General features: G+C 68.4%; 17 protein-coding genes. 8 read left to right on the plus strand and 9 right to left on the minus strand.

The window, feature by feature from the left end; translation table 11 throughout:
* Positions 1 to 15 precede the first annotated feature (15 nt).
* Entirely contained in the window at positions 16 to 1,905 is a 1,890-nt protein-coding gene (locus P0Y52_05785; GenBank protein WEK59053.1) for an ABC transporter ATP-binding protein/permease, read from the plus strand.
* On the opposite strand, the gene P0Y52_05790 is transcribed toward P0Y52_05785, so the two are convergent.
* The 5 genes from P0Y52_05790 to P0Y52_05810 form a co-directional block, all read right to left on the minus strand.
* Positions 1,890 to 2,378 (minus strand): chemotaxis protein CheE, encoded by a 489-nt coding sequence (locus P0Y52_05790; GenBank protein WEK59054.1) that lies wholly within the window; start codon positions 2,376 to 2,378, stop codon positions 1,890 to 1,892. The genes P0Y52_05785 and P0Y52_05790 overlap by 16 nt on opposite strands.
* Positions 2,375 to 2,950 (minus strand): response regulator, encoded by a 576-nt coding sequence (locus P0Y52_05795; GenBank protein WEK59055.1) that lies wholly within the window; start codon positions 2,948 to 2,950, stop codon positions 2,375 to 2,377. Before P0Y52_05795 ends, P0Y52_05790 begins: the two co-directional genes overlap by 4 nt.
* Positions 2,951 to 3,038: 88 nt before the next feature.
* Positions 3,039 to 3,989, minus strand: a complete 951-nt coding sequence (locus P0Y52_05800) for an acetyl-CoA carboxylase carboxyltransferase subunit alpha (GenBank protein ID WEK59056.1) — start codon at positions 3,987 to 3,989, stop codon at positions 3,039 to 3,041.
* A 255-nt stretch (positions 3,990 to 4,244) separates the two neighbouring features.
* A complete protein-coding gene (locus P0Y52_05805) occupies positions 4,245 to 4,469 on the minus strand; it encodes a DUF1902 domain-containing protein (protein WEK59057.1) in 225 nt (74 codons plus the stop codon).
* 17 nt (positions 4,470 to 4,486) lie between these two features.
* Entirely contained in the window at positions 4,487 to 5,389 is a 903-nt protein-coding gene (locus tag P0Y52_05810; GenBank protein ID WEK59058.1) for a tyrosine recombinase, read from the minus strand.
* 60 nt (positions 5,390 to 5,449) lie between these two features.
* Here P0Y52_05810 and P0Y52_05815 point away from each other — a divergent pair, with 60 nt between their 5' ends.
* Both P0Y52_05815 and aroB read left to right on the plus strand, forming a co-directional pair.
* Positions 5,450 to 6,031, plus strand: a complete 582-nt coding sequence (locus P0Y52_05815; protein WEK59059.1) for a shikimate kinase — start codon at positions 5,450 to 5,452, stop codon at positions 6,029 to 6,031.
* A complete protein-coding gene (gene aroB, locus P0Y52_05820; GenBank protein ID WEK59060.1) occupies positions 6,028 to 7,137 on the plus strand; it encodes a 3-dehydroquinate synthase in 1,110 nt (369 codons plus the stop codon). Before P0Y52_05815 ends, aroB begins: the two co-directional genes overlap by 4 nt.
* A 15-nt stretch (positions 7,138 to 7,152) precedes the next feature.
* On the opposite strand, the gene P0Y52_05825 is transcribed toward aroB, so the two are convergent.
* Both P0Y52_05825 and tadA read right to left on the minus strand, forming a co-directional pair.
* A complete protein-coding gene (locus P0Y52_05825; protein WEK59061.1) occupies positions 7,153 to 7,569 on the minus strand; it encodes an MliC family protein in 417 nt (138 codons plus the stop codon).
* A 31-nt stretch (positions 7,570 to 7,600) separates the two neighbouring features.
* Complete coding sequence (tadA, locus tag P0Y52_05830; GenBank protein ID WEK59062.1) at positions 7,601 to 8,083, minus strand: tRNA adenosine(34) deaminase TadA; 483 nt, start codon at positions 8,081 to 8,083, stop codon at positions 7,601 to 7,603.
* Between tadA and P0Y52_05835 the strand changes: the two genes are divergently transcribed.
* Together P0Y52_05835 and rsmD are read left to right on the plus strand one after the other, a co-directional pair.
* On the plus strand, positions 8,072 to 9,871 hold the full coding sequence (locus P0Y52_05835) for a pseudouridine synthase (GenBank protein ID WEK59063.1): 1,800 nt from the start codon (positions 8,072 to 8,074) through the stop codon (positions 9,869 to 9,871). The genes tadA and P0Y52_05835 overlap by 12 nt on opposite strands.
* A gap of 3 nt (positions 9,872 to 9,874) precedes the next feature.
* Complete coding sequence (gene rsmD, locus P0Y52_05840; GenBank protein ID WEK59064.1) at positions 9,875 to 10,447, plus strand: 16S rRNA (guanine(966)-N(2))-methyltransferase RsmD; 573 nt, start codon at positions 9,875 to 9,877, stop codon at positions 10,445 to 10,447.
* Here the strand turns inward: rsmD and P0Y52_05845 are convergent.
* Entirely contained in the window at positions 10,425 to 10,892 is a 468-nt protein-coding gene (locus tag P0Y52_05845; GenBank protein ID WEK59065.1) for a low molecular weight phosphotyrosine protein phosphatase, read from the minus strand. The genes rsmD and P0Y52_05845 overlap by 23 nt on opposite strands.
* 4 nt (positions 10,893 to 10,896) lie before the next feature.
* Positions 10,897 to 12,810: a DNA mismatch repair endonuclease MutL gene (mutL, locus tag P0Y52_05850; protein ID WEK59066.1), complete on the minus strand. Its 1,914-nt coding sequence runs from the start codon at positions 12,808 to 12,810 to the stop codon at positions 10,897 to 10,899.
* Between the two features lie 180 nt (positions 12,811 to 12,990).
* On the opposite strand from mutL, the gene P0Y52_05855 reads away from it, so the two are divergent.
* The 3 genes from P0Y52_05855 (at position 12,991) to serS (ending at position 16,840) form a co-directional block, all read left to right on the plus strand.
* Positions 12,991 to 13,701 (plus strand): YceI family protein, encoded by a 711-nt coding sequence (locus tag P0Y52_05855; GenBank protein WEK59067.1) that lies wholly within the window; start codon positions 12,991 to 12,993, stop codon positions 13,699 to 13,701.
* A 70-nt stretch (positions 13,702 to 13,771) separates the two neighbouring features.
* Positions 13,772 to 15,073 carry a YceI family protein gene (locus tag P0Y52_05860; GenBank protein WEK59068.1) on the plus strand — a complete coding sequence of 434 codons (1,302 nt, stop codon included), beginning with the start codon at positions 13,772 to 13,774 and terminating at the stop codon, positions 15,071 to 15,073.
* Between the two features lie 246 nt (positions 15,074 to 15,319).
* The gene (gene serS / locus P0Y52_05865; protein ID WEK59069.1) at positions 15,320 to 16,840 is read left to right on the plus strand and encodes a serine--tRNA ligase; all 1,521 of its coding nucleotides are present in this window, start codon (positions 15,320 to 15,322) and stop codon (positions 16,838 to 16,840) included.
* The last annotated feature ends 49 nt before the right edge of the window (positions 16,841 to 16,889 follow it).

Raw genomic sequence — 16,889 nt, forward strand, 5'->3', positions numbered from 1 at the left:
TGCTGGAGCATGACCATGCGCGGTGAAAGATCCGGCCGACGCGGAGATTCCACGGTCAAGGCCATGGCCGCCGGCCAAGGCGAAGTGAAGCAGGAGGCGCCGCCGACCTGGCAGGCGCTGACGGACCTTTTGCGCGTGGTCGGTCGTTCCGGCGCGCCGCAACTGCCCTGGCGCGTGGCGGGCGCTATAGGCCTGACGCTGGCGGGCAAGGGGCTGGGCGTGCTGGCGCCCCTGATTCTGGGCGCGGCGGTCAACCATCTGGCGGCGGGGCAGGGCGCAGCGGCGGCGGTCGGCTGGGGCTTTGCGGCCTTCGCCGTGGGCTGGGCCGTGGTGCGCTTCCTGTCGGCGGCGACGCCGCAACTGTCAGACGTTCTGTTCGCCCCGGTGCGGGCGGCGGCCCAGCGCAAGACGGCGGCGGAGACCTTCGCCCACGCGCTCAGCCTGTCGCTGGACTTCCACCAGACCAAACGGTCGGGCGCCCTGTCGCGGACCATGGATCGCGGTTCGCGCGCCGTGGACTTCCTGCTGCGGATTCTGGTGTTCAACCTCGGCCCGACCGTGGTCGAGCTGGTGCTGGCGGCGGCGGTGCTGAGCGGCAAGTATGACTGGCGCTTTGGCGCGGTCGCGATCGGGGTGGTGGCCGTCTATGCGGCGACGACCTTCGCCATGGCCAACTGGCGGCTGGAGCATCGCCGCGCCATGAACGCCGCCGACAGCGAGGCGGCGGGCCTGTCGGTCGACGCCCTGCTCAATTACGAGACGGTCAAGGCTTTCGGCGCCGAGACGCGCGCGGCCGAAGCCTATGACCAGTCGCTGTCCACCTATGTCGATGCGGCCTTGAAGGCCAATACCTCGCTGGCGGCGCTGAACCTGATTCAGGGCCTGATCATGAACATCGGCCTGGGGATCATGGCCGTCATGGCCGGATTCGAGGCGGCGGCGGGGCGCATGGGGCCGGGCGACGTGACGGCGGCGGTGCTGATCATGATCTCGCTGTATGCGCCGCTGAACATTCTGGGCTTCGCCTATCGGGAAATTCGTCAATCCTTCATCGACATGGAGGAGATGCTGAAGGTGACGCGTCAGGCGCCGCAGGTGGCCGACGCCCCTGACGCCATCGACCTGCCGCGACCCGAGCGCGGGCAAGGCGCGGAACTGGTGTTTGATCATGTCGGCTTCCGCCACGACGCGCGCGCGGCGGGTCTGGACGACGTCAGCTTTGTCACCCCGGCAGGAACGACGACAGCCCTGGTCGGGACGTCCGGGGCGGGCAAGTCCACCATCGTCAAGCTGGCCCTGCGCCTGCTGGACCCGAAAGAGGGACGGGTGCTGATCGACGGCCACGATGCGCGGTCAGTGACGCAGGCCTCGTTGCGGGCGGCGGTGGCCCTGGTGCCGCAGGATGTGGCCCTGTTCAACGACAGCATCCGCGCCAACATCGCCTTTGCCCGACCGGAAGCAGACGAGGCCGCCATCTGGGCGGCGGCCGAGGCGGCGGAACTGGCGGACTTCATCCGCGACCTGCCGGAGGGGATGGAGACGCGCGTGGGCGAGCGAGGGCTGAAGTTGTCAGGCGGCGAGCGTCAGCGCGTCGGCATCGCACGGGCCCTGCTGGCCGATCCTTGCATCCTGATCCTGGACGAGGCGACCAGCGCCCTGGACAGCCGCACCGAGGCCGCGATCCAGAAAACCCTGCGCAAGGCGCGCGCGGGACGCACGACCCTGGTGGTGGCGCACCGCCTGTCGACCGTGGCCGACGCCGAGCAGATTCTGGTGCTGAAGTCCGGGCGCATCATAGAGCGCGGCGCCCATCATGAACTGGTGGCGCGTCAGGGCGGGGAATACGCCAGCCTGTGGCGGAAGCAGACGCGGGGCGCCAAGAGTCAGGCTCAGTCGTCGGACTGAGCCCCGCCCGGAACCTTGGCCTTCAGCACGTCCTTGAGACTGGCCAGGACCTGGGTGCGGGCCTCGGCGGCCTCGGCCGGCAGGGTCAGCAGCAGACGCAGGGCCTGGGCGTGCACAGTGACGATGCGCCAGTCGAAAGGCTTGTCCTCGGGCGCAGCGTCGATCAGGTCGCACAGATTGGCGGCCGCCGCGCACAGATCCTTGAGTTCAAACGGACCCGCCGCGTCGATCAGGGCGCTGGAATGGTCGTAGGCCTGATCCAGAAGGCGTGCGGCCTCCTCCGGGGCGACGGCCGCTGGCCGCAAGGCCGCGAGGGCGGCGACCTGCTCCTCGATGACCGCGCGGCTGCGTTCCGCCATCTCCGCCAGATTGGCCTTGGCCTGGGTCAGGGCGACGCCGGCGCTGATGCCGCCTGGCTGGTCGATCAGAGTCGAGAGGCGAGAACGGCGGCGGTTGTGCGTGATGACGGTCATAGCTCGATCGACGCTCTGCGTTGGGCTTCGAATTCAGCCTTGCGGATTTCTTCTGAACGACGCTCGAGACCCTTCCAGGGTTCCGAGCGGAAGCGCCGGTCAGGCCCGAAATAGTCGCCGACCTCGAGGAAGGGGCGGGCGTCGCGGGCGACCCAGACGATGCGCTCCAGCAGGACGCCGGCGCTGAACGGTTTGGTGATCAGGAAGTTGGCGCCGCAGTCGCGGGCCTCGGACACCTTGGAGCGGCGGACGTGGGCGGCGGTCATGATGACGGGGGCGAAGGCGTTGGGCTCCAGACCCGAGCGGCGCAGCCACCGCACGAACTCATAGCCGCTCATACCCGGCATCTCGCAGTCGACCAGGATCAGATCGACAGGGTGGTCACGCAGGACAGCGATGGCTTCGGCGGCGCTGCTGCAAGCGTGACGCACCTTGATGCCAAAGCCGAGAATGGCCTGGGTCGTCAATTCCAGCGCGAACGGGGAATCGTCGATGACCATGGTCACCGCGCCCGCAAAGTTAAACACCGCGCTTTCGCGCAGGGATTCGCCGACCCCGTTCATGCTGCGCATGACGGGGGCCCTGGCAGGGTGGGTATGACAGGCACGAATCGCATGGCGTCAGCTTCGACGGCCCAGGGCCGTCATGCAATGCGAAGGATCAGCCGGCGCGACCGATGGCGTAGAAGCGATCCGCGCGGGCCTTGCGGATCTCATCCGCCGACAGCGTCGACAGCGTCTTCAGCTCGTCTTCCAGGACATCGCCGACCGATTGAATGGCCGTTTCGCGCGCGGTGTGGGCGCCGCCCAGGGGTTCGGGGATGACGCGATCGACGATCTTCATGGCGATCAAGTCAGGGGCGGTGATCTTCATGGCCATGGCGGCGTCCTTGGCGCGCTTGCCGTCACGCCACAGGATGCCGGCCGCGCCCTCAGGCGAGATGACCGAATAGATGGAGTGTTCCAGCATCAGCACACGGCTGGCGGCGGCGATGGCGATGGCCCCGCCCGAGCCGCCTTCGCCCGTCACGGTGGCGATGGAGGGGACGCCCAGGGTCAGGCCGCGCTCGGTCGAGCGGGCGATGGCCTCGGCCTGACCGCGCTCCTCGGCGCCCAGACCCGGATAGGCGCCGGCGGTGTCGACAAAGCTCAGGACCGGCAGGCCGAACTGTTCGGCCATGTCCATCAGGCGCACAGCCTTGCGATAGCCCTCGGGCCGCGCCATGCCGAAATTGTGGGTGATGCGGGTCTGGGTGTCGTGACCCTTTTCGTGGCCCATGACCACCACCGCCTGGCCGCGGAAGCGGGCCAGACCGCCGATGATGGCCTGATCGTCGCCGAACTGACGATCGCCGTGCAGTTCCACAAAATCAGTGAACAGGCTGTCGACGTAATCGACAAAATGCGGACGCTGCGGGTGGCGCGCGACCTGGGTGCGCATCCAGGGATCGAGGTTGGCGTAGGTCTTGACGCGCAGGGCGTCCGCCTTCTTGCGAAGAGCGGCGATCTCGGTCTCGAACGACCCGCTGGTCGGCGCGAGCAGCGACAACTCCGCGATCTTGGCTTCCAGCTCAGCGATGGGCTTTTCGAATTCGAGGTAGTGCGTGGCCATAAGGCGTCCGTGAGGAGGAAGCGCGGTTGGCGCTACGGAAAGCGGCGGAAACTAGAGCGGTGAACGCCGTGGGGCAAGCGGGGTTCAGAAAGCCTTGGGCAGACCGGCCTGTTTGAGCACGGTGTTGGCGGTGTGACGGCTCTTGGAACGCGGGACGATGACAGTATGGGCGACCTTGGGATGCCGGTCCTTTCAGAACCCGCTCATTGGGCAATTGCGCGAAGCACCGGGCAACGCACGCTCATCGTCAGCATTTCAAGCCGCCAGAACTTCAAAGCCGCCCGAAGCCTCGAAGCGGATAGGCACCGGACCATGGATGTCGAGATTTTCGGCCAGAAGTTCGGACGCGAACTGCCGCGCCAGACTTTCGAACTCAGCCAAGGTCGCGGTTTCGAGCACCAGGCCGGGAATGTCGGATTCGCTGCACCAGACCTGTGCTTCCGGGTCCCAGATCGCCTTGACGTAGAAGGTGCGTGCCATGGGCGAACTATGGGCTTTCAGTCGTCCTTCGCCAAGGGGTGCCTGGAATGGACGACCTGGGCCAGCCGGTCGGTGGCGACGTGGGTGTAGATCTGGGTCGTCGAGATGTCGGCGTGGCCCAGCAGGGTCTGGACCACGCGCAGGTCGGCGCCGCCTTCCAGCAGGTGGGTGGCGAAGGCGTGGCGCAGGACGTGAGGGCTGACGCGGGCCGGGTCGATGTTGGCCGCAAGGGCCGCCTGATCCAGCAACTGGGCGAAGCGGCGAGGGGTCAGATGGCCGGTCTTGCCGTGCGAGGGAAAGAGCCAAGGGCTGTCGGGCGAGTTGGGCTTGCGTGCGGCGTCGCGGGCGTCCAGCCAGGCCTTGATCGCCTGGCGCGCGGCGGCGTTGAGCGGAGCCAGCCGCTCCTTGCCGCCCTTGCCGCGCACGATCAGATAGGCGGGATCGCGGCGCACGGCCTCAACCTTGAGCCCCAGCAGTTCGGAGACGCGCAGGCCGGAGGCATAGGCCATTTCCACCAAGGCCACGAGGCGCAGGCCCGCTGCGCTGTCGGCGGCGCCGGCAGCGATCAGCAGAGCCTCGATCTCGTCGCGGCTGAGGGTCTTGGGCAGGCTGCGGCCCTGTTTCGGGGCGTCGATGCGGCGGGAAGGGTCGTCGGTCCGCCAGCCTTCGCCCAGGGCGAAGCGGTAGAACTGGCGCACCGAGGAGCGGCGGCGCGCGGCGGTGGCGGCGGACAGGCCGCGTCGGGACAGATCGGCGAACCAGGCCTCCAGCGCCGCTTCGTTTGCGGCCATCAGGCCGCCCGCGTCGCCCAGCCAGGCCTCGGCGTCGGCCAGGTCGCGACCATAGGCGGACAGGGTGTGGGGCGAGGCGTCGCGCTCGACCGCCATCATTTCCAGAAAGGCCTCGACCTGGGGCGTCATGCGGCGACCTCAACAGAGGTGTGGAGCGAACGGCTGTGTCGTGTAGAGGATATGGGAACCATGCCTGCCGACGCCTCGCCCGATTCCTCGCCCTTGTCGCCTAACCTGGCGCTCGACCGCACCATAACCCTGGTGGGGCTGATGGGCGTGGGCAAATCGACGGTGGGGCGCAGGCTGGCGCAACGGCTGGGGTTGCCCTTTCACGACGGCGACCATGAAATTGAAGCCGCCGCCGGAATGAGCGTCAGCGAAATCTTCGCCAGCCGGGGCGAGGCCGAGTTCCGGGCGGGCGAGGCGCGAATCATGCGGCGTCTGCTGGAAGGCCCGCCTATCGTGCTGGCGACCGGCGGCGGGGCCATGCTGAACCCCGAGACCCGCGCCCTGATGAAGCAGCATTCGGTCAGCGTCTGGATGCGCGCCGATCTGAAGGTGATCGCCGAGCGGGTGCAGCGTCGCGACACCCGGCCCCTGCTGCGCGGACGCGACCCGCTGGAGGCCCTGAGCCAGTTGGCCGAGGCCCGCTATCCCATCTATGCCGAGGCTGATCTGACGGTGGACGTCGGCGGGGGTTCGCACGGCCAGGCGGTCGAGGCGATCTATCGAGAACTGCGGCGCCACGCCCGCGAGGAGAGCAAGCGATGACGACGACGATCCGGGTCGGTGGCGAAGGCTTCGCCGCCTATGAGGTCGTGGTCGGGCGGGGGCTGCTGAAAGAGGCGGGGGCGCGCGTCGCCGCCTTGAAGCCGACCAAGGCCTTCGTCGTCAGTGATGAGACGGTGGCGGCTATCCACGGCCAGACGGTGCGGGCGGCGTTGGAGGGCGCAGGCCTGACGACCGGGATCGTCACCGTTCCGGCGGGCGAGGCGTCGAAATCCTTTGAACAGTTGGAAGCCGTGCTGGACCGCCTGCTGGCCGAGGGGCTGGACCGCAAGAGTCTGGTCGTAGCCCTGGGCGGCGGCGTGGTCGGCGATCTGGCAGGGCTGACGGCGGCCCTGTTCATGCGCGGCATCGACTTTGTGCAGGTTCCGACGACCCTGCTGGCCCAGGTGGATTCCTCGGTGGGGGGCAAGACGGCCATCGACACGCCGCGCGGCAAGAACCTGATCGGCGCCTTCCATCAGCCGCGACTGGTGCTGGCCGACATCGAGGCTCTGGCGACCCTGCCGCTGCGACAGGTGCGGTCGGGCTGGGCCGAGGTGCTGAAGCACGGGCTGATCTGCGACGCGGCCTTCTTCGACTGGCTGGGCGGCGAGGGGGCCTCCGGGGCCGACGGGGACCCGGATGCGCTGGAGCGGGCGGTGATCCGTTCGGTCGAGATCAAGTCCCAGATCGTCGGCGAGGACGAGAAGGAGGCGGGGCGGCGCGCCCTGCTGAATCTCGGACACACCTTTGGTCATGCGCTGGAGGCTGAGTTGGGCTTTGGCGACGCCCTGACCCACGGCGAGGCAGTAGCGTTGGGTTGCGCCATGGCCTTCCGCTTCTCGGCCCGTCAGGGACTGTGTTCAGCGGCGGACGCCGAAAAGGCCGAAGAGGGGATCAAGGCTGCCAATTTGCCGACGCGGCTGGCCGACGTGGATCAGGTTTTCAATGCTGACGCCCTGATCGGGCGGATGGCCGGGGACAAGAAGGCCGAGGGCGGGCGGCTGACGCTGATCCTGGCGCGGGCCATAGGCGAGGTCTTCACCGACAAGAATGTGGACGCGGAAGCGGCGCGCGCCTTCCTGATCGAGGAAGGGGCGGCGGCGTAAGGCGCAGCGCCTTCGTCAGTCCACAGCGCGGCATTCTGTGGGATCACGGTTGTCGGCCGTCCAGGTCGCCTGGACGCCCTTGCCGCGCAGTTCATAGCCGCTGGCGCGATACCAGATGCCGTCCGCGGCGCGTTCCTGGAACAGGTCGACGGCTTCGCCGGACGAGTTGCGCACCGTCGCCATCTGGCGCGGATTGTCGAAGTCGACCGACAGGCGCTCGCTGTTGTTGCACAGATAGACGGTGCGGATGACACGGTTGAGGGCGCGGTCCTGAACCTCGGCGCCGGTGCGCCGGCGCGCGGTCTGGGCCTCGATGGCCCGTTCGCGGACCGCCTCGCCGTCGTTGGGGGCTTCGCGCGGTTCCGGGCCGCAGGCGGCAAGCAGGGCGGTCAGGACGAGGGCAGGGGCGGCGCGAGGGATCAGGTGCGGCAAACGAAGCGCCTCCAAGGTCAAGCTTATGCCGTCAACGCACCGTGGCGGCGCGCGTTCCGCGTCGGGCGCGGAAGAAGGCGCGCAGGGTCTCGGCGGCGGGTTCGGCCATGACGCCGCCCTCGACGGCGGGGCGCCAGTGGCAGGTCGGCTGATCGAAGAAGCGACCGCCGTTGACGACGGCGCCGCCCTTGGGATCGTCGGCCCCCCAGACGACCCGCCCGATGCGGGCGTGGCTGATGGCGCCGGCGCACATGGCGCAGGGTTCCAGCGTTACATAAAGTGTCAGGTCGGTCAGGCGATAATTCTGCAACGTTGCCGCAGCATCACGCAGGGCCACGATCTCGGCATGAGCCGTCGGATCATGGGCTGTTATGGGGCCGTTCTGCCCACGACCAACCACTTTGCCGGTCGATTCATCGACAATTACTGCGCCGACCGGCACTTCGCCCGCTTGCGCCGCAGCTTGCGCCAGATCGAGCGCCATGCTCATGAACCGCTCATCATGGATCGCCATCCCAAAGACAACGACAAGAACCCCCGCTTCCGTCAAGACGACGGCCCACGCGGTCCCCGTAAATTCGCCGGCGCGCGCCCCGAAAAGGGCGGCTTCGCAGACCGCAAAGGCCCGCCACGCGGCGACCGCAAGGATGATCGCGACGACAAGCCTTTTGTGAAGGGCGCCGGCAAGGGCGGCCCGAAAGGCGCCTCCGTCGGCAAGGAATCGGCTACGCCCGCTCGCAGCGAGCGAATCGCCAAAGCCATGGCCCGCGCCGGCATCGCCTCGCGCCGCGAGGTCGAACGCCTGATCGGTCTGGGCAAGGTGGCGGTCAACGGCCGCATTCTGGACACGCCGGCCACCCTGGTGACGCGCGACGACGTCATCACCGTCAATGGCAAGCCGATGGGCTCGGCCCAGGCGACCCGCGTCTGGCGCTATCACAAGCCGGCCGGCCTGCTGACCAGCCACAACGACCCGGCGGGCCGCCCGACCGTGTTCGACGCCCTGCCCAGCGGTCTGCCGCGCGTGATCTCGGTCGGCCGACTGGACATGAACACCGAAGGCCTGCTGCTGCTGACCAACGACGGCGAACTGAGCCGGGCGCTGGAAATGCCGGACACGGCCCTGGTGCGCCATTACCGAGCCCGCGCCCGCGGTCGCATCACCCAGGCCGAGCTGGACAAGCTGAAGACCGGCTGCACCGTTGACGGCATTCACTACGGCCCGATGGAAGCGACCATCGACAAGGCTAAGGAAAAAGAGGACGGCGAGCGCAGCTCGGCAAACCTGTGGATCAGCGTGTCGATCACCGAAGGCAAGAACCGCGAAGTCCGCAAGGTTCTGGAGTCCATCGGTCTGACCGTGAACCGCCTGATCCGTCTGGCCTATGGTCCGTTCCAGCTGGGCACTCTGCCCGTCGGGGCGGTCGAGGAAGTCGGTCCGCGCGTGATCCGCGAAATGCTGGCCGAGCACATCCGCCCCGAGAACCTGCCGACCGGCAATACGGTTTCGACGCCTGCACCGATTCCGGGCCGCCGCACGTCTTCGCCCATCGTGGCGGGCCGTTCGGGTTCGGCCATGTCGGACCCTTCGCGCAAGCCGAGCCGCGTCCGCGCCGCCACCGAGGCGACTGAGAACGCCGCCGACCGTCGCGACCGCCCCGCCAAGAAGGAGGGCTGGGCCAAGGCCGCGCCCAGGTTTGAGCACACCAAGACCTTCAAGCCGCGCGCCCGGCCCGAAGCCGCCCAGGGCGGCGAATGGTCGGACCGTCCGCGCAAGCCGTTCAATCGGTCGGAGCCTCAGCTCATTGATGACCGTCGCGCCCCGCGTGACGGCGCCAAGGGCGGTTTCGGTGATCGTCCCAAGCGTGATTTCCAGCCCCGCGACGGCGCCCGTTCGGGCGGCGATCGTCCGCAACGCGATTTCAAGCCGCGCGAAGGCGGTTTCGGCGACCGTCCGAAGCGCGACTTCCAGCCCCGCGACGGCGCGCCCCGTTCAGGCGGTGATCGTCCGCAACGCGATTTCAAGCCGCGTGAAGGCGGTTTCGGCGATCGTCCGAAGCGCGACTTCCAGCCCCGCGACGGCGCGCCCCGTTCAGGCGGTGATCGTCCCCAACGCGACTTCAAGCCGCGCGAAGGTGGTTCCAGCGACCGTCCGCAGCGTGACTTCAAGCCCCGTGACGGCGCTCCGCGTTCGGGCGGCAAGCCCGGCGGTTTCGGCTCGAAGCCGGGCGGCTCGCGTCCCGGCGGCGGCAAACCCTTCGGCGGCAAGCCCTCGGGCGGCCGCGGCGGTCCTCGCGGCTAAGCCGTGCGGATTGTTGCGGGCAGCCTGAAGGGCCGGGCCATCCTGGCGCCTGAAGGACAGAACACGCGCCCGACCTCGGATCGGGCGCGCCAGGCCATCTTCAACGTGCTGGAACACGCGTCATGGGGCGAAAGCCTGCACGACGCGCGGGTGATGGACATCTACGCCGGCTCGGGCGCCCTGGGGTTCGAGGCCCTGTCGCGCGGCGCGGCCTTCGCCGTCTTTGTCGAGACCGACGATAGCGCGCGCGGGGTGATCCGCGAGAACATGGACGCCTATGGCCTGTTCGGGCGGGCGCGGGTGCATCGCCGCAGCGCTACCGATCTGGGCGAGCGGCCGGGTTCGGTGGGGGAGGCCTTCGACATCGCCTTCCTCGATCCGCCCTACGCCAAGGGGTTGGGCGAGCAGACGCTGGCGGGACTGCTGGCCGGCGACTGGCTGAAGCCTGGCGCCATCGTCGTGTTCGAGCGCGGTTCTGACGAGCCCGACATCGACACGCCCGGCTATGAACGGCTGGATGCCCGCGACTATGGCGCGGCGCGGGTGTTGTTCCTCAGGCGCGCTGACGCAGGCTGAGCGCCAGACCGCGCGCGCCCTCGGTCACATCGGCCCAGGTGATATCAAAGCCGTCGTCGTCGCCGAAATAGGGATCGGCGACCGGGTGGCCTTCACGACCCTCGACGTGATCCAGAAGCAGGCTGAGGTTCGCCGTGGCGTCGGCGGGGGCGAGGCGGCGCAGGTTGGCGAGGTTGTCCTCGTCCAGCGCGATGATGTGGGTGAAGCGTCGGAAGTCTGCGGGCTTCACCTGACGCCCGCGCAGGGCGGAGATGTCGACGCCGTTCTTACGCGCCACGGCCTGGGCGCGCGGGTCGGGTGGAGCGCCGACGTGCCAGTCGCCGGTGCCGGCGGAATCGACCACTACGTCCAGCTTCAGGCGGAGGGCCTCTGCGCGGAAGGCGGCCTCGGCCAGCGGCGAGCGACAGATGTTGCCGAGGCAGACGAAGAGGACGCTGTAGCCCATTGAACTATCTGCGCCCGAACAGCTTTTCGAGGTCGTTGAGCTTCAATTCCACATAGGTCGGGCGGCCGTGGTTGCACTGGCCGGAGTGGGGCGTGGCCTCCATCTGGCGTAGCAGGGCGTTCATTTCGGGGGCGCTGAGGACGCGGCCGGCGCGGACGCTGCCGTGGCAGGCCATGGTGCCGCAGACCTCGGCCATGCGCTCCTTCAGCGACAGGGCGGCGCCGTGTTCGGACAGGTCGTCGGCGATGTCGCGGATCAGGCCCTGAACATCGGTGTCGCCGAGAAGCGCGGGCGTTTCGCGGACCAGGACCGCGCCGACCCCGAAGGCTTCGACGATCAGGCCCATTTCGGCCAGTTCCTCGGCCTTGGCGGCGACGCGCTCGGCCTCGGCGGGGTCCAGTTCGACCACTTCGGGTGTCAGGAGGGCCTGGCGGGTGACGGCGCCGGTGGCCATCTGGGTCTTCATCCGCTCATAGACGAGACGTTCGTGGGCGGCGTGCTGATCCACCACCACCAGGCCGTCGCGGGTCTGGGCGACGATATAGGTGCCATGAAGCTGGGCGCGGGCGGCGCCGAGGGGGTAGTCGATCAGGTCGGCGGGGGCCTGGGCGCCGGGCGCGATCTGGCCCGCGTGATCGGCCTGGATTTCGCCCAGGGTGCGGAAGCTGGGGGCGGCGGCTTCGCCGCTCCAGGTGTGCTCGACGCGGGCGGAGCGTTCGTTGAGGCCGGGCAGGTTCTGGGCGGCGGCGGCCGGTTGCGACCAGCCCTGCCAGCCGCTCCAGCCCGGCGCCGCCTGACCAAAGGACTGGGCCGAGGGGGAGGAGGGGCTGTAGAGGGCCTCGCCGGTGTGCGGGCGGAAGCCCGACAGTGCGTCGGCGGCGACCGTGGTCGAGGCGCGGTGGCCCGCCGCGTGCAGGGCGTGGCGCAGGGCGCCGACGATCAGGCCGCGCACCAGGGCGGGGTCGCGGAAGCGGACCTCGGCTTTCGCCGGGTGGACGTTCACATCGACGTAGAGCGGATCGATGTCGAGGAAGAGGGCCGCCGCCGGATGGCGGTCGCGGGCCAGGAAGTCGGCATAGGCGCCGCGCAGGGCGCCTTGCAGCAGGCGGTCGCGCACCGGGCGGCCGTTGACGAACAGGAACTGATGCGCCGCATTGCCGCGCGAATAGGTCGGCAGGCCCGCATAGCCGGACAGGCGCACGCCGTCGCGCTCCTGATCGATCAGCAGGGCGTTGGCCTCGAAGTCGCGGCCCAGCAGGGCACCGAGGCGCTTCAGGCGGCCCTCGAAACCCGGATGCTCGGCGGGCAGGCGCAGCGTCACCTTGCCGTCCAGCGACAGGGTGAAGGCGACGGCTTCGTGGGCCATGGCCTGACGCTTGATCTCTTCCGAGATGGCCATGGCCTCGGACCGCTCGGACTTCATGAACTTGAGGCGGGCGGGGGTGGCGTAGAAGAGGTCGCGGACCTCGACGCGGGCGCCGTGCGGGCCGGGGAAGCCGGCGGGGGCGACCGGGCGCTGGTCGCCGCCGTCGACGGTCACGGCCCAGGCGTCGGCCTCTTCGCGGGCGCGGGTGGTGATGGTCAGGCGGGCGACCGAGCCGATGGAGGGCAGGGCCTCGCCGCGGAAGCCGAGGGTGTGGATGCGCAGCAGGTCCACGTCGCCCGCGTCGTCGGGCTCCAGCTTGGAGGTGGCGTGTCGTTCGACCGCCAGCGGTAGTTCGTCTTTCGGGATGCCCTTGCCGTCGTCGGCGATCAGGATGCGGGTCAGACCGCCGCCGTCCGCCTGGATCTCGACGCGCGAGGCCCCCGCGTCCAGCGCGTTCTCGACCAGTTCCTTGATGGCGCTGGCGGGGCGTTCGACCACCTCGCCGGCGGCGATGCGGTTGACGGTTTCGGGGGGGAGGCGGCGAATGGGCATGTGAGTCGCAAGATAGGCGGGCGACGCGCAAGGCGCACCTCAATCCGCATTTTTGCACGCATGGGGCTTGAAGGACTGCAATCGCAACTTATACTGTTGCAGTCCGAGCGGCGCGCCGACGGACAGAGCAACCGTTTCTGGACCTCGTGTCCAGCCCGAACCATCAACGAGGTCCATCCCATGAAGATCAAAGCCGCCATCCTCGCCGTTTCGGCCGCCGCCCTGCTGGCCGCCTGCAGCCCCGCCGCCGACAAGGGCGCTGCGCCCGCCGCGGACGCCGCCTCGACCGCTCCGGTCGAGCTGAAGGCCCCGGCCGGCGTCTATGTCATGGACCCGACCCACGCCTCGCTGCAGTGGTCGATCGGCCACAACACGATTTCCAACTACACGGCGCGCTTCAACAAGTTCGACGCCAAGATCACGCTCGACCCGGCCAACCTGGCCAATAGCTCGGTCGAGGTCAGCATCGACCCGACCTCGGTCGACGCCAACTATCCGGGCGACTACACCGGCACCCACGCGGCCACCGGCTTCAAGAGCTGGAGCGAGGATATCGCCAAGAACAAGAACTTCCTGAACGCCGGCGCCTTCCCGCAGATCACCTTCAAGTCGACCAAGGTGGAACTGACCGGCCCGCGCACGGCCAAGGTGACGGGCGACCTGACCTTCCTGGGCGTGACCAAGCCGGTGACGCTGGACGCCACGTTCGGCGGCGAGATCGAGAAGCACCCCTTCATGCAGGTCCCGGCCATCGGCTTCGCGGCTGAAGGCAAGTTCAAGCGCTCGGACTTCGGCATGCCGGTCGGTCCAGTGGGCGACGAAACCACCATCCGCTTTGACGGCGAGTTCCTGCAGCAGGTGGCTCCGGCCGCCGCTGCCCCGGCCGCCTAAGCCGGGATGATTGAGCGGGCGGGGCCAGACGGTCCCGCCCGTTTTCTTTGAGTATTCTGCGAGCTTTTTCATGACCGCGTCCCCCAGCCGCTACACTCCCGTCGCCATCGCCCTGCATTGGGCCATCGCGATCGCCATCATCGCCATGATCCCGATGGGCTGGTGGATGAGCGAGGCGATCAATGCGCCGGGCAGTCAGGCGCTGGCCTATCGCGTGTTCCAGATTCACAAGTCGGTCGGGTTTTTGATCCTGGCGCTGACGGCCTTGCGGCTGGTCTGGCGACTGACGCACCGGACGCCGGGGATGCCGGCGGAGATGGAAACCTGGGAGACGTTCGCGGCGCGGGCGACCCATGCGGCCTTCTATGGCCTGATGCTGGCCCTGCCGCTGACGGGTTGGCTCTATGTGTCGGCGGGCTGGGCCGTGGCGACGGATATGCCGCTGGCGGTGGCGACCAGCTGGTTCGGCCTGTTCACCGTGCCGCACCTGCCGTTCATAGGCGAGGCGGCGGCGGGTCTGCGCCGTGCCGTGGCTTTCCAAGCCATGGGAGCTCACGGGCTGATGGCCTGGGGCGCGGTCGTGCTGATCGTTCTGCACGTCGGGGCGGCGTTGAAGCACCAGTTCATCAATCGCGACGGGGTTCTGGCCCACATGATCCCGGCGCTGAAACATGGTGAGGGCCGGACGGCGCCCGAGCCCAAGCCCCTGCTGCGCCGGACCGAGCGTCTGGCCGGGCTGGGCTTCATCGCCGCGCTGGCGGTGGCGGGCGGCATCGCGGCCAAGCCTGCGCCTCTGGCTGAGGGGGCAGGGGCCGAGGCCCATGCTGCGGCTGCGCCCGCTCAGGTCGAGGCGGCGGTCACGCCGGGGACGGCGACGGCCTGGACCATCGATCAGGCGGCCTCGACCATCGAATTCACCGGCACCCACGCGGGCAAGGCCTTCAAGGGGCGGTTCGAGCAGTGGGAGGGTCAGGTCTGGTTCGATCCGGCTGATCTGGCGGGCTCCAAGGCCGTGGTGCTGGTCAAGACCGGCACGGCCAGGACCGGCGACGCGACGCAGGAAGGCAGCCTGACAGGCTCCGAATGGTTCGACCCGAGCGCCTATCCGACCGCGCGGTTCGAGGCGACGACGTTCAAGGCCCTGGGCGGCGACCGTTATGAGGCGACAGGGACGCTGCGGATCAAGACTGTGACCGTGCCGGTGGTCCTGCCCTTCACCTTTGACGAGGCGAACGGCGTGGCGACGGTGGCCGGCAAGCTGGAGCTGGACCGCACATTGCTGGACCTCGGCATGATGTCGGACGCCAGCGGGGACTGGGTGTCCAAGGCGATCGGGGTTGAGATCAGGGTGACGGCGAAGCGGGCGTCGTAACGCCTTCTACTTTCGTCATTCGCCGGGCCGCGCTTGCGCGGAACCGGGGAACCCAGCGGCGCCCGGAGGGCGAAAGAACCATCCGCCGCATTGACCGTGAAGATCGCCTTCGGCGCCGCTGGGTCCCCCGATCTCCGCTTCGCTGCGTCGGAGGATGACGAAGGTGAGAGCGCTTAGGGGTTTGCCCGACTCCGCGCGGGGCGTTACAGCCTTCGGCTTCTTCTCGAACGTCCGAAGATTGACGCCATGCACGACATCAGAGCCATCCGCGACAACCCCGAAGCCTTCGTCGCCGGCTGGTCGTCGCGCGGGGTGGAGGACGCCGCTGAGGTGGTGGCTCGCATTCTGGCGCTGGACGTGGACCTGCGCGCCGCCCAGACCAAGGGGCAGGAGGCGCTGGCCAAGCGCAACGCCGCCTCCAAGGCCATCGGCGCCGCCATGGGCAAGAAGGACATGGCCGAGGCCGACCGGCTGAAGGCCGAGGTCGAGGCGCTGAAAGCCGAGATCGCCGAGGCGGGCGAGGCCGAAGCCGCAAAGGGCGCCGAACTGCGCGACCTGCTGGCGGGGCTGAAGAACCTGGCCGCTGCTGATGTGCCGGACGGCGCCGACGAGAATGACAACGTCGAAGTTCTGAAGTGGGGTAAGCCCCGCACGACCGGACCGGCCAAGGATCACGCCGACCTGGGCGAGGCCCTGGGCCTGCTCGACTTCGAGGCCGCCGCCAGGATGTCCGGCTCGCGCTTCGCCGTGCTGAAGGGCCAGTTGGCGCGTCTGGAGCGCGCCATCGGTCAGTTCATGCTGGACTTGCAAACCGACACGCATGGCTATCTGGAAGTGAACCCGCCGTTCTTGGTCAAGGACGACGCGATGTTCGGGACCGGGCAGTTGCCGAAATTTGAGGAAGACCTTTTCAAAGCGGAAGCTATCGACTGGGATGCCGTTCGCCGTGTCAGCGAGCATCGTGGTGACGTTACCGGTAAGGCTGCGGCTGCAAGGCTTGCCTTGATTGAGACGGACCTCAAGGACAGTTTGGATGCCGAAGACGCTGAGGCCGCATATGAAGGCGCAGTGGAACAGATCCGTGATGAAGTCACGGAGCGAGAAGTTGCGGCTATCGTAGCTCGGATTGAGGGTGGCGAATTTTCAGACCGTCGCTACCTCATCCCCACCGCCGAAGTCTCCCTGACCAACCTCGTACGTGAGCAGATCCTGGGCGAGGACGAGGTGGCCGAGCCCATGCGTCTGACGGCGCTGACGCCTTGCTTCCGGGCTGAAGCCGGGTCGGCGGGGCGCGATACGCGCGGCCTGATCCGCCAGCACCAGTTCAGCAAGGTCGAGATGGTTTCCATCTGCCGGCCCGAGGATTCCGAGGCCGAGCATGAACGCATGACCGGTTGCGCCGAGGCGGTGTTGCAGGCGCTGGAGCTGCCCTATCGCAAGGTGCTGCTGTGCAAGGGCGACATGGGCTTCTCGGCGCAGAAGACCTATGACCTCGAAGTCTGGCTGCCGTCGCAGAACACCTATCGCGAGATCAGCTCGGTCTCGAACTGCGGCGACTTCCAGAGCCGCCGCATGGACGCCCGGTTCAAGCGCGCGGGCGAGAAGAAGACCGAGTTCCTGCACACCCTGAACGGCTCGGGCCTGGCGGTCGGCCGCACCCTGGTCGCGGTGATGGAGAACTATCAGCAGGAGGACGGCTCGATCGCCGTGCCGAGCGCGCTGCTGCCCTATATGGGCGGGTTGAAGTCGGTCGGAGGCGCTGCATGATTCCTTCTCCCCTCGGGGGAGAAGGTGGCGTGCGAAGCACGACGGTTGA

Source organism: Candidatus Brevundimonas phytovorans (assembly GCA_029203145.1).
GTDB lineage: Bacteria > Pseudomonadota > Alphaproteobacteria > Caulobacterales > Caulobacteraceae > Brevundimonas > Brevundimonas phytovorans.

Coding starts and splice junctions, on each gene's coding strand:
- P0Y52_05860 (WEK59068.1), top strand. CDS start 13,772: ATGACCGCGTCCCCCAGCCGCTACACTCCCGTCGCCATCGCCCTGCAT.
- P0Y52_05855 (WEK59067.1), top strand. CDS start 12,991: ATGAAGATCAAAGCCGCCATCCTCGCCGTTTCGGCCGCCGCCCTGCTG.
- P0Y52_05800 (WEK59056.1), bottom strand. CDS start 3,989: ATGGCCACGCACTACCTCGAATTCGAAAAGCCCATCGCTGAGCTGGAA.
- serS (WEK59069.1), top strand. CDS start 15,320: ATGCACGACATCAGAGCCATCCGCGACAACCCCGAAGCCTTCGTCGCC.
- tadA (WEK59062.1), bottom strand. CDS start 8,083: ATGGCGATCCATGATGAGCGGTTCATGAGCATGGCGCTCGATCTGGCG.
- P0Y52_05815 (WEK59059.1), top strand. CDS start 5,450: ATGCCTGCCGACGCCTCGCCCGATTCCTCGCCCTTGTCGCCTAACCTG.
- P0Y52_05845 (WEK59065.1), bottom strand. CDS start 10,892: ATGGGCTACAGCGTCCTCTTCGTCTGCCTCGGCAACATCTGTCGCTCG.
- P0Y52_05795 (WEK59055.1), bottom strand. CDS start 2,950: ATGCGCAGCATGAACGGGGTCGGCGAATCCCTGCGCGAAAGCGCGGTG.
- P0Y52_05835 (WEK59063.1), top strand. CDS start 8,072: ATGGATCGCCATCCCAAAGACAACGACAAGAACCCCCGCTTCCGTCAA.
- P0Y52_05790 (WEK59054.1), bottom strand. CDS start 2,378: ATGACCGTCATCACGCACAACCGCCGCCGTTCTCGCCTCTCGACTCTG.
- mutL (WEK59066.1), bottom strand. CDS start 12,810: ATGCCCATTCGCCGCCTCCCCCCCGAAACCGTCAACCGCATCGCCGCC.
- P0Y52_05785 (WEK59053.1), top strand. CDS start 16: ATGCGCGGTGAAAGATCCGGCCGACGCGGAGATTCCACGGTCAAGGCC.
- P0Y52_05810 (WEK59058.1), bottom strand. CDS start 5,389: ATGACGCCCCAGGTCGAGGCCTTTCTGGAAATGATGGCGGTCGAGCGC.
- aroB (WEK59060.1), top strand. CDS start 6,028: ATGACGACGACGATCCGGGTCGGTGGCGAAGGCTTCGCCGCCTATGAG.
- P0Y52_05805 (WEK59057.1), bottom strand. CDS start 4,469: ATGGCACGCACCTTCTACGTCAAGGCGATCTGGGACCCGGAAGCACAG.